This is a genomic window from Pseudomonas sp., from assembly GCF_037994325.1.
Lineage (GTDB): Bacteria > Pseudomonadota > Gammaproteobacteria > Pseudomonadales > Pseudomonadaceae > Aquipseudomonas.
Window position 1 is genome coordinate 1 of record NZ_JBBNAH010000469.1, and the last position, 11,151, is coordinate 11,151.

Sequence of the window (11,151 nt, forward strand, 5' to 3'; positions counted from 1 at the left end):
CGCGCCGTGGTTGCTTATCGGCAGGCGCAGCCAGTACGCAGCGCGGCCGTATTCGCGCACAATCGGCAAGCGCTGCTGGGTGACAAAGGCATTGCTGGCTTGAACCTGCTCCAGCGTCAGCGCGGCACCGGGGTCTTCGAGCAGTTGCACCTGGCCGCTCAGGTCGGTTTTGCCAGCGCCGCACAGCGGCAGGGCAAACGCCAGCGCCGGGCCGCACAGCACAACGAGCAGTAAGACGAAGCGCATCATTGCGCAGCCGGCACCTGTGGCGGGGTGTCCTGCATTTGTTGGCGGAATTGGCTGGGAGTGATGCCCTGCCGTTCGCGGAAAGCGGTGGTGAAGTTGCAGGCGCTGCGAAAACCCACCAGTTCGGCAATGTCTTGCATGCTTAGCGCGCTGTCGGCCAGCAACTCCTGAGCACGGCGGATGCGCGCATCGCGCACGTAGGCAAACACCGTGGTGCCCAGGTGCTCGCGGAAGATGGTCGACAAACGTTTGTCATGGGTGCCTACTTTGCGCGCCAGATCAGCCAGCGATGGCAGTTCATCGAGGCTCTGGCCAATCAGGCGCATGGTAGCGCGCAGTATCAGCTCGTCCGGCGATGATGATTCGGTAGCCGAATGAGCCTGCATCACCGTGGTTTCACGCCACGCCAGTTGCAGATGGATGCGCATGCGCGCCAGCACTTCCTGCGGCTCGCACGACTTCAGCACGTAATCGACGCCGCCCAGCGACAACCCTTCCAGCCGCTCTTCCAGCGAACCGGCAGACGTCAGGTAAATGATCGGCACGCGCTGGGTCGCTGGCGCTTCGCGCAGCAAACGGCCGAGGGTGAAGCCATCCATTTGCGGCATGCGCACGTCTAGCAAAATCAAGTCCGGACGCAGCGCCAGCGCGCGCTGGTAACCTTGGCGTGCATCGGTGGCCAACGACAAGCGCCAAGGTTGCGCACGCAGCAACGTCAATAACGAGCGGATATCTTCCGGCACATCATCAATGACCAAAATCTGCGGCACATAATTCGCCGGCATGCTCATGTTCCCTTCCCCCAGCTGCGCACTTCGCCCTGTTTTGGGCAGCGTCCCCGCATTCAAAAGCCCGACCCGCGCATTCAAAGGTAGGCCGTCTGCGGGGGCCATACCATAGCGCAACAAACACAGGGGGACACATGCCCAAGCGCGCAAAATCCGACAACCAACCGTTGCCCAAGCAACAACCTGAAGCCGTCACCCGCGCCAATTTACTGAGCGACCTGTATTGGTTTGTTTGCGTGGTAGAAGCCGGTGGTTTTTCGGCAGCGGCTGACCAGACGGGAATTGGCAAGTCCGGCCTTAGCCGGCGTATTACCGACTTGGAACGCCAGCTTAATGCCCAGTTGCTAAATCGCAGCGCCCGATTCTGCACCATGACCACGGTGGGCGAGCAGATATACCGTTACGCGCTGGACCTGATGGGCACCTTGGACATAGTGATGTTAACCGCTCAGGAATCGGCCAGCACGCCAACGGGGCTGATAAAGCTTGCGGTACCTAGCGCGCTGAGCGACTGGACCTTGGCAGCCATGGCCAGCTTTCAACGCACCTATCCCCATGTGCAATTCTCGCTGGTGGTACACGACGGTCCTATAGACCTGGGCGCTAAAAGCCTCGACCTTGCACTCACTATTAATGCCGTTTCGAACCCGGGCAATGTGGTTGCCCGTGAGCTTGCCGAACTGCAGATGATCATTGTCGCAAGCCCCTCGCTGCTGCAACAAATGGGACAGCCGAAGGATTTAGCCAACGTTGCTGACAGCTTTCTTATCGCCACAGGCAGCGCCTCTCGAGCGGAGCCTTGGGCGCTGGCACGCGAAACCAGACGAATTGTAAAACCGGCGTTAATAGTGGAATGCGCGCAAACCGCACTAAAAGCCGCGCGCGCCGGCATGGGCCTCGCCTACGTGCCGCTGCATAGTTGCCGAGCCGAACTTGCAACCCTGCAACTGCAACGGGCGTGTGCTGACGAGCGCGTCGGCGTAGTCATCCTTAGAGCGCTAACGCTCCCGCGCAAAGGGATTTCTTCGGCGACGCGGCACTTTATCGAGCACATACGGGAAACGCTTAAACAGCAAGCGACGACGTTTGCAGACGGCCCTTGACGACCACAGGGAACCCGATAGCGACCGTGGACCAGCAGTCATGAGTAAACCACCATGGTTTCTGCTCAACGGGGGGCAAGCCATAAACGCAATCGGCCAAAAGCGTGCAGTGCACGGCTAGTGGCATAACGCTTTTGCCGCTTGTGCTCCTTCTCGATCAATCGCTTTATAAAATCGAGGCGCACCTGCCTTAGTCGGGATAAATCGAATCTATTAGGCAATCTGAGCGACTGCCTAAATAGCCATGCCCTGTACGTGGGCCGCAATCGAATCCAGCAGCTGCATATCTGCCGCACTCAATCGCATGCCCGAGGCAGCCGCGTTTTGCTCAAGACGATGACGGCTGCGCGTGCCGGGAATCGGCACCGCAGTTACGTGCAGTTGTTCCGCTCGACTGTAAAGCCAGGCCAGGGCCAGTTGCGCGGCAGTGATGCCACGCTGCGCCGCCAATCGCTCCACCTGTTGGGCCAGCGCCTGGTTGGTCGTTTGGTTCGCCGCGGTAAAGCGCGGGAAGTTCAGTCGTGAATCCTGCTCGGATAAGCCGTTGGCAAACGTGCTGCTGGTGAGCAGGCCACGGCCCAGCGGTGCGTAGGGCACGAGGGCCACGCCAAGTTCGCAGGCCGCCGCGATGACCGAGCTTTCCAACTGACGGGTAAACAGCGACCACTCGGACTGCAAGGCCGTAACCGGATGCACCGCGTGGGCGGCGCGTAGTTCCTCGGCGCTGACTTCACACAAACCCAGCCAGCGCACTTTGCCGTCGGCAACCAGGTCAGCCATCGCCCCTACAGAGTCAGCCAGTGGCACATCGCTGACGCGGCGGTGCATGTAATACAGGTCGATGCAGTCGACGCCAAGGCGCTGCAACGAACGGTCAACGGCTGCACGGATGTAACAGGGCTCGTTACTCAGGCTCCAGTCATCCGGGTTGTCGGCACTGCGCACGTAGCCGAACTTGGTGGCCACCACCACCTTGTCACGGTGTTTATTGATAAAGGGCGCTAAGAGTTTTTCGTTGGCGCCACAGCCGTACATGTCGGCGGTGTCGAACAGGTTGATCCCCAGTTCCAGGGCGCGCTCGAGTGTGGCCTGCGCCTGCGCCTCGTCGGTTGCCCCATAGAACTCGCTCATGCCCATACAACCCAGCCCTTGCACGCCGACCAGCGGCCCCCGATTTCCCAGGTGCGTCATCGCAATAACAGCAGGCATCATTGGTTACCTCCACAGTTTGGAGGTGACGTTCTAACGGCGGACCTTAGTCCAGGGTCAAGGAGCCCAAGCATGCTGATTTCTCAATTCTCCAAGGCCTCAGGCTTGCCGGTAGACACCATCCGGTTCTACATCAAAAAGGGCTTGCTGGCGCCAACTCGGGGGCAACAGGTTGGGGAAAATACTTACCAGCGGTTTTCCGCTACCGACCTCACCACCGCCCGCATGATTCGCCTGCAGCAATCGTTGGGTTACTCCTTGCGCGAGATCGCTGCGCTGCAAGCCGAATACCGGGGCAGCGCGCGCTCGGCGGCACGAACCTGCGAAGTGCTCAACCAGCAGATTGACCGCCTGGAAGAAAAGCGCACGGCCATCGACGCGGCTTTGCTGTTTCTGCGAGACAAGGTGGAGTGGATCGAAAATGGGCAGGCCGACAATGCACCGCAATTTGCCGAGCTACCGTGCTAAGGCGAATGCACCGGGTGTGGCGGCCGGCGCACGGCGCCGGCAAGGAAGGCTTCCAGCGCCGCCGCCAGCACATCGAACACGGTCGCCGCACGCTTTACCCGGCGCAGGTCGTGGTGCATGGCAATCCATATATCAACTTCCATAGCCACCTCGCCCGCCAACACCTGAACCAAGCCCGCCGGCTCAGCCAGCTGTTGCGCACACAGGCCGAAACCCAGGCCTGCACGCAACGCGGCGTACTGCGCCAGGTGGCTATCGCTGCATACGAGGAAGGTTTGCTCCGCTGTGAACGCACCTTCTTGCACCAGACGGCGGTGGTCGGCTAGACGGCGGTCCGGGCCAATCACCGGCATGTCCTGCAGCGCGGCCAGCGAGGGCGGCAAGCCATGGCACTCGATGCATGCTGGCGTCGCGTAAAGGCCCACCCGCAGTGCGCCCACCCGACGGGTGACCACATTGGCCTCGGTGGGACGCTGCAGGCGCACGGCGATATCCGACTCTTGCCGCGCCAGCGCCTCCAGGCGGTCGCTGATGCTCAGTTCAAGGCGCAACTGCGGTAACGCCTGGCGCACCCCAGCCAACAGCGGTGGCAGCACTTCCACACCCAGCAGCTCACTGCTGGTGATGCGCACGCTGCCGGCGCCCGCGCTGGCCCGGCGGTTGAACGCGCGGGCGGCGTTGTCCATGGCATCCACATGTTCGCCCAGGGCATGGGCCTGCTCCGTGGGCACTAAGCCCGAAGGCGTGCGAGTAAACAGACTGGTGCCCAGTGCCGCCTCCAACTTCTCGATACGCCGGCGTGCGGTGGCCTGGGCAATGCCCAGCATTCTTGCTGCGCCGGATAAACTGCCACTGCGCAACACAGCCAGAAAGACCCGTTGGTTTTCCCATTCGAGGTCATTGATGCTCATACATTTCCTACTAACCGATGGTTTACTTTTGCCGATGTGAGCCGGCCGCCGATTACGCCATCCTGCCCGGCCGTTTTCCACAGCCTCGGAGCGTTACATGACCATCACCGGCCATTGCCATTGTGCCGCCGTCACTTACAGCCTCGTTCAGGACACCGCGCCAACCGTCTACGCCTGCCACTGCACGACCTGCCAACGTTGGAGTGGCAGCGCCTTTGCCCTGCATGCGCTGCTGCCCGAGGGCGCGCTGAGCATAACCGGGCCACTGGCCGAGTACAGCCATGAGCATGGGGGCCACGTGTCTAACCAGCGTTGTTGCGCGGTGTGCCATACGCGCCTGTTCAACACCACCACTGCTGCGCCGGGTTTGCTCGTATTACGCGCCGGCACACTGACGGGCGCTGCTGATCTGGTGCCTGCAGCGCATATCTGGACGCGCAGCAAACAGACCTGGCTGGCCGTTCCTGAAGGCGTTCCAAGCTGGCCACAAAGCCCGACACCGGAGCAGTTCGCCAGTGCCCTGAGCAAGCGCTAAAGCCGTTTTAGCGCTGGGGAGCGATGGCGGAAATGCCCTTTTCACTGTCAAATCAACAATGTTGACCTTAGCATTGATGCCCGTATAGGTTAGCCACCAGACGTTATTTTTCCGGTCGCTACCTTGCGAGGTTCACATGCCAGATCGTCACGCCCTGATCCAAGTAGTAGAGGCCGCTTATGCCGCCTTTGCCGCCCGCGAGCCGCAGCAGTTGCTGCCGCTGTGTACCCACGACTGTTGCTGGCAGGCGCCTGGGCTGGCGGCATTTATGCCCTGGTCTGGCGAGCACCATGGTCATGCCGGCGTGCTGGGGTTTATCGCTCAGTTGGATGAGCACCTGGAGTTTCTCAGCTTTGCCCCCAGCTCGCTGGTGGTGGACGTCGTTCAGGGCCAGGTGGTGGCGTTGGGCAGCGCGCGCTGCCGGGTCAAGGCCAGCGGTCGCCTCTACGTCAACCATTGGGCTCATCTGTTCAGCCTGCGCGACGGTTTGATCAGCGCGTTCCGTGAATACCCCGACACAGCGGCGCAATTGGCCGCGATTCATCCCGCTCTCTACGGTGCCGTAGCACCCGAGGAAACGCTCCATGACTGAGCCAACGCCATCAGGCCTACAGGCCCTGCGCGCCCTTATCCGCGGTGAACTGCCCGGCCCATCCATCGGCCATACCATGGGCCTTCGCGCGGTGGCTGTAGAGCCTGGGCGCATTACCCTCGAAGCGCGTCCCGACGAACGCCACCTCAACCCGGCCGGCGCCGTACACGGCGGTTTTGCCGCCACCTCCCTGGACGGTGCAGCAGCGCTCGCGCTGTTCTCGACCCTTGAGGCAAACACCCCGCACTCAACAGTCGACCTGAATGTGAAGTACCTGCGCCCGCTGCGCATTGGTGAGGTTTACCAGGTGCAAGGCTGGCTGGTGGAACGAACCCGCAGCCTGGCCATTTGCGACGCTCAGGTGGTAGATGGCGCCGGCAAGCTCTACGCCAAGGCCACCACCACGTTCCTGGTCAAGGACTAGCGCCATGCAGGAGCTAATTGTTCGTGGCCCCGGCCAACTGGCCTGGGTGCAAGTGCCCACGCCTACCCTCGCCAGCGCACGCAGTGCCTTGGTACGCCCCATCGCTTCGGCCTCGTGCGATCTGGACCGGCGCTTGATCGCCGGCCTCACGCCGTTCAAACCGCCATTTGCCCTGGGCCATGAGTGCGTGGCCGAGGTGCTGGAAGTGGGCGGCGAGGTGCACAGCGTAAAGCGTGGCGACCTGGTGTCAGTACCGTGGAAAATAGCCTGTGGCGAATGCCGCCAGTGCCTGGCCGGGCGCGCCACCGCCTGCACCACCGTGCCGCGTCATGCAGCCTACGGGGTGCCGGCCGGTGGCAACTGGGGCGGACTGTTTTCCGAAGTGGTTCAGGTGCCCTTCGCCGATGCCATGCTGGTGCCGCTGCCCCCGGGTTTGAACCCGCTGGCCGTGGCCAGCGCCAGTGACAACCTGACCGACGCCTGGGTCGCCGCGAGCACGCCGATTGCGACACGGCAGGACGCACGGGTGCTGGTGGTCGGGGGTACTGAAAGCCTCGGAGTATTGGCGGTGCAGATGGCCGTTGCCGCAGGCGCGGGCAGCGTCGACTACCTCGATGACAACGACTACCGCCGCGACCTGGCCGAGCGCAGCGGCGCCAACATTGAGCCCGCTCAGGTGCTGGATGAGCGCTACGACGTGGTGGTCTCGGCCACCCGCGACCCGCATGCCCTGCACCGCGGCTTGCTGGCGCTGGCGCCCGGCGGTCACTGCTCGTGCATCGGCATCATTTTCGACGACCCGAAGATTCCGTTGTTCGGCTTGTATATGCGCGGCGTCACCCTTTCAGTCGGCGCCTGCAACGTGCGCCCGCACATTCCCACGGTGTTCGATCTGGTCGGCAGCGGCCGCTGTGACCCATTACTGGTGAGCCCGACCGTGGTGTCGTGCGACGAAGCCACCGAGGCGTTGGTGCAACCCCTGGCGAAGTGCATCGTGGTCCGCGAGCGCATCACCTGATGGCCTCAATTGAGGCGTTCGGCCAATGCTTGCATGATCAGGGTCCAGGCTTGCTGGCCCTGCGTGTCGGTGTGAGCAAACGCTTCACGCAGTGTCTGCCGTTCCAGCTCCGTGGCCCGCTGTTCCAGCGCCCGGCCTTGCTCGGTAAGCGCCAGCAGCTTGAAGCGGTGGCGCTGCGGTTGCCGGCTGTAGCAGACCAACTCGCGCTCGAACAGATGGGTCAGGGGCCGATGCGCCGCCTGTTTGCTCACCCCCAAGGTGGCGGCCAGCTCGCCGACGTTGAGCTCTTCAGCGCGGGCAATGACATACAGCATGCGGTGATGAACCCGCGACAACCCCTCGGTTTGCAGATACGCGTCGGCCTCCACCGTCAGCCCGCGAAAGCCGAAATGCAACAGCTCAAGGGCGTGATCGAGCGGGTCCAGCGCGTTCATTCGCACCGATGCCGAATTGATCTTTCTGTCTATAACCATGCCATGCCTACCCCCATTGAATGGCGCAGAGCCTAAGCCTTTGTGCCTGCCGCGAACAACAACAAGCCGTCCCGCTCAGGAGAACCCCGCATGCAACTGATCCACGCGCCTGCCTCGCCATTCGCCCGCAAAGTGCGCGTTATGGCCCACGAAACCGGCCTGCTATCGCGCATGCAACTGCTCGACACTGCCGTGTTGCCGACCAGCCTAAATGCTCAGGTCAACGCCCTCAATCCACTGGGAAAGGTGCCGGTATTGCTGACCGACAACGGCGAGGCGCTGTTCGACAGCCGGGTGATCTGTGAGTACCTAGACAGCTTGCACGACAAGCCGCCGCTGTATCCCGTCGATGCTCCCGCCCGCTGGCGTAGCTTGCGGTTGGCGGCAGTGGCCGATGGCCTGCTGGACGCCGCGTTGCTGGTCCGCTATGAGCGCGCCGTGCGGCCCACTGAACAGCAATGGGACGCCTGGGTCGACGGCCAGACCGGCAAGATACAGCGCGCGTTACTAACTTTGGAGGCTCAGGCGGGCGACTTGCAGGGCACGCTGGACATCGCCCAGATCACTGTAGCGTGTGCCCTTGGTTATCTGGATTTTCGTTTCGCCGAGCTGGACTGGCGCAGCGCGGCGCCCGCTCTGGCCGCGTTCCACGCGGTATTTGCTACCCGCGACTCCATGCGACTCACGGCACCTGTTTAAGCACAGGGGGTAAAGCGTGCGGGCCACGCAATCGCCAGGCGCTGCCGTCCACATGGCGACCATTGGCCTTGCACTGTCTGGCAGCTAGCGCAGTGACTACACTGCACCAGACACCCCCTGCACGTGAGCAAACAGTATGAAATGGCCGGTTATTGTTGGATGTCTCGGTATTGCGTTAAGCCTTGGCTCACCCCTCTCTCTCGCAGATTCCGGTAAAGGCAAAGGGCACGGTAACGACAAGGGCCATTCCCAAGATGCGCGAGGGGCCGCAGGTGATGGCGATAACTGGAGCGGTGCCCCGCACATTAATACCTCAGACGTGCTGGGTGTGCTCGGCAACCATCGCGACTACTGGAGCCCCGCTGCTTCGCTACCGCCAGGCATTCAGAAAAAATTGGCCAGGGGCAAGCCCTTGCCCCCAGGCATTGCCAAGAAGCTGGATAACCGGCTCCTGGCCCAGTTACCGCGTTACAGTGGCTACGAATGGCAGCAAGCGGGAACCGACTTGATCCTCGTGGCGATAGCAACCGGTCTGGTCTATGAGGTGCTGAACGGGGCTTTTGACTGATTGGCGCAGTTCCAGGCAGCGCCCGCTAAACGCCCTTTGTGAGGCGGATAACGGGCGGCTTAACGCTCATACGTCCACGTCCGCTTTGCCTAACAACGCCTCAAAGGCTTCGCTATCCAAGGGTTTACTGAGTAAATAGCCCTGCCCCTCATCGCATGAAATTGTTTTAAGCATGTTGAGGTGCTCGGCCGTTTCAATGCCCTCGGCCGTAACGGTCAGCGACAAGGCGTGCCCCAGCCCCACAATCGCCAGGACCACGGCTTTGTCTTCCTCACTCCCCAACATCGGGCTGAGAAAGCTTCGGTCAATTTTCAAACCGTCGAAGGGAAAAGTGCGCAAGTAACTGAGCGAGGAATAGCCTGTTCCAAAATCGTCCATTGCCAAGCGAACACCGAGCGCCTTGAGGGCATGCATCACCTCCAGGGCGCCGTCGGCGTCTTCGATCATGACGCTTTCGGTGATCTCCAACTCCACCCGGGCAGGGTTGATGGCCGAGTCGCTCAGGGCTTTGCCGATACGCTCGGCCAGATGCCCTCCTTTAAATTCGATGGGGGATAGATTGATCGATAAAAACAGATGGGTCGGCCACTGCGCAGCGTGCTGGCAGGCGGTGCGCACTACCCAGTCGCTCAACGGAATAATCAACCCAGCCTGCTCGGCAATCGGGATAAAAGTGTCCGGCGGTATAAGCCCGCGCTGCGGGTGTTGCCAGCGAACCAGTGCTTCAGCGCCGACCATCTGGCCGTCAGCGAGGCGGAAACGCGGTTGGAAATGCAGCCGCAGTTCGCCGTGCTGGATGGCAAAACGCAGGTCGGTTTCCAAACGCCGCCGCTCAATGATCTTGACGTTCATCTCGCCTGAGTAAAAACGCCAAGTGCTGCGCCCGCCCGCCTTGGCCTCGTACAAAGCGATGTCCGCATAGCGCAGCAACTCACCGGCTTCCAGCGCGTCATTGGGTGCCATGGCGATGCCAATACTGGCGCTGACATAGGTACGCTGCTCATCGATATCGATGGGGCGCTCGATAGAGTCCAACAGACGTTGGCACAAGGCTTCGACGTTACTCTGCGCGCCGATATGGGAGAGGATCAGGACAAACTCGTCGCCGCCCGTTCGGGCGACCAAGTCTTCTTGCCGAACGCACTCGGCCAGGCGAGTGGACACCTCATTGAGCACCCGATCACCGGCGGCATGGCCGAGCAAATCGTTGACCGGTTTGAAGCGATCGAGATCCACGTACAGCATCACTAGGGGTTGTTCACGTGTCGGCATCGCCCTGAGCTTGCCATCAAGGAACTCGTGCAGGCGCGTTCTGTTGGCCAGCCCGGTGAGGGCATCATGGCGTGACAGAAATTCGATTTGTCGCTGCGCTTCGAATTCCCCCGTGACATCGGTGGCAGTACCGCGAAAGCCCTGGCCCTGCATGGTGCGCGCTGAAATACGCGTTACCCGCTCCTGACCGTTGCTGCCCATATAGCGACAATGAATGCTGTTCTCTGCACGACGACTGGCCACGCTCAACCAGTGCGACAGCGTGTTGTACTCGGTGCTCAGAAGCTCATCAATCGGTGTGCCAATCCAGGCATCTCTAGCCAGCCCGGTAACGGCCTCGAAACGCTCAGACAGGTAGGTAAAACGCCACTGACTGTCGATTTCCCATATCCAGTCAGAGCTGATCTCCACGATGTCGCGAAAACGCGCCTCGCTGATACCTAACGCGTCCTGGCTGCGTTGCAGCGATAGATAACTGGCATCCAGCGCATGAGCGCTTACCGTGGTGCGGCGCAACAACGCCCACGCCATCAGGCAGACCAAAAACGCGGTAACACCCAGTAGCGGTAACCCCAAGCCCAGCAAGCGTTGGCCAGGCTTTTCCGGATTCCAAAGCAGGCTTCCTGCGAGGCCATTCTCTCCCAAGGCAACAGCGGGCGTGCTCTGCAGCTCATCTGCGCTAGCAGTGCGCAGCCCCTCTACCCCGTACTCCTTGCCCAACGTCTCAAGAGCAGCGCCATCCAGCACGCGGACAAAGATCAATACCGATGGCAACCTACCATCGGCCTGCACCGTCGGATCGGTTCCAGGGGTAATAGCGGCCGCGGCCACCAACGCGGGTTGCC

Annotated in this window: 14 protein-coding genes; 8 read left to right on the forward strand and 6 right to left on the reverse strand. The window is 61.6% G+C overall.

Annotation, left to right across the window (positions count from 1 at the left end; genetic code table 11):
• Together AAAB16_RS15760 and AAAB16_RS15765 are read right to left on the reverse strand one after the other, a co-directional pair.
• On the reverse strand, nt 1-249 hold a 249-nt coding region (locus AAAB16_RS15760; RefSeq protein ID WP_340664172.1), incomplete at its 3' end, for a 7TM-DISM domain-containing protein.
• Nucleotides 246-1,037, reverse strand: a complete 792-nt coding sequence (locus AAAB16_RS15765) for a helix-turn-helix domain-containing protein (protein ID WP_340664173.1) — start codon at nt 1,035-1,037, stop codon at nt 246-248. The genes AAAB16_RS15760 and AAAB16_RS15765, both read right to left, overlap by 4 nt.
• 131 nt (nt 1,038-1,168) lie before the next feature.
• Between AAAB16_RS15765 and AAAB16_RS15770 the strand changes: the two genes are divergently transcribed.
• Nucleotides 1,169-2,137, forward strand: a complete 969-nt coding sequence (locus AAAB16_RS15770) for a LysR family transcriptional regulator (protein ID WP_340664174.1) — start codon at nt 1,169-1,171, stop codon at nt 2,135-2,137.
• A gap of 234 nt (nt 2,138-2,371) precedes the next feature.
• Here the strand turns inward: AAAB16_RS15770 and AAAB16_RS15775 are convergent, their stop codons facing one another.
• A complete protein-coding gene (locus tag AAAB16_RS15775) occupies nt 2,372-3,346 on the reverse strand; it encodes an aldo/keto reductase (protein ID WP_340664175.1) in 975 nt (324 codons plus the stop codon).
• Between the two features lie 72 nt (nt 3,347-3,418).
• On the opposite strand from AAAB16_RS15775, the gene AAAB16_RS15780 reads away from it, so the two are divergent.
• A complete protein-coding gene (locus tag AAAB16_RS15780; protein WP_340664176.1) occupies nt 3,419-3,814 on the forward strand; it encodes a MerR family transcriptional regulator in 396 nt (131 codons plus the stop codon).
• Here AAAB16_RS15780 and AAAB16_RS15785 read toward each other — a convergent pair.
• Nucleotides 3,811-4,725: a LysR family transcriptional regulator gene (locus tag AAAB16_RS15785; protein ID WP_340664177.1), complete on the reverse strand. Its 915-nt coding sequence runs from the start codon at nt 4,723-4,725 to the stop codon at nt 3,811-3,813. The genes AAAB16_RS15780 and AAAB16_RS15785 overlap by 4 nt on opposite strands.
• Before the next feature lie 97 nt (nt 4,726-4,822).
• Here AAAB16_RS15785 and AAAB16_RS15790 point away from each other — a divergent pair, with 97 nt between their 5' ends.
• The 4 genes from AAAB16_RS15790 (at nt 4,823) to AAAB16_RS15805 (ending at nt 7,294) form a co-directional block, all read left to right on the forward strand.
• Nucleotides 4,823-5,260, forward strand: coding sequence for a GFA family protein (locus AAAB16_RS15790; RefSeq protein WP_340664178.1), 438 nt, complete (start codon nt 4,823-4,825; stop codon nt 5,258-5,260).
• 136 nt (nt 5,261-5,396) lie between these two features.
• The gene (locus AAAB16_RS15795) at nt 5,397-5,852 is read left to right on the forward strand and encodes a nuclear transport factor 2 family protein (protein WP_340664179.1); all 456 of its coding nucleotides are present in this window, start codon (nt 5,397-5,399) and stop codon (nt 5,850-5,852) included.
• Entirely contained in the window at nt 5,845-6,276 is a 432-nt protein-coding gene (locus tag AAAB16_RS15800) for a PaaI family thioesterase (RefSeq protein WP_340664180.1), read from the forward strand. The genes AAAB16_RS15795 and AAAB16_RS15800 overlap by 8 nt, the downstream gene beginning before the upstream one ends.
• A 4-nt stretch (nt 6,277-6,280) precedes the next feature.
• The gene (locus AAAB16_RS15805) at nt 6,281-7,294 is read left to right on the forward strand and encodes an alcohol dehydrogenase catalytic domain-containing protein (RefSeq protein ID WP_340664181.1); all 1,014 of its coding nucleotides are present in this window, start codon (nt 6,281-6,283) and stop codon (nt 7,292-7,294) included.
• Nucleotides 7,295-7,299: 5 nt separating this feature from the next.
• Here the strand turns inward: AAAB16_RS15805 and AAAB16_RS15810 are convergent, their stop codons facing one another.
• On the reverse strand, nt 7,300-7,728 hold the full coding sequence (locus tag AAAB16_RS15810; protein WP_340664182.1) for a MarR family transcriptional regulator: 429 nt from the start codon (nt 7,726-7,728) through the stop codon (nt 7,300-7,302).
• A gap of 129 nt (nt 7,729-7,857) precedes the next feature.
• Between AAAB16_RS15810 and AAAB16_RS15815 the strand changes: the two genes are divergently transcribed.
• Entirely contained in the window at nt 7,858-8,466 is a 609-nt protein-coding gene (locus tag AAAB16_RS15815) for a glutathione S-transferase N-terminal domain-containing protein (protein ID WP_340664183.1), read from the forward strand.
• 136 nt (nt 8,467-8,602) lie between these two features.
• A complete protein-coding gene (locus AAAB16_RS15820) occupies nt 8,603-9,034 on the forward strand; it encodes an anti-virulence regulator CigR family protein (protein ID WP_340664184.1) in 432 nt (143 codons plus the stop codon).
• A gap of 66 nt (nt 9,035-9,100) precedes the next feature.
• Here the strand turns inward: AAAB16_RS15820 and AAAB16_RS15825 are convergent.
• On the reverse strand, nt 9,101-11,151 hold a 2,051-nt coding region (locus tag AAAB16_RS15825), incomplete at its 5' end, for an EAL domain-containing protein (protein WP_340664185.1).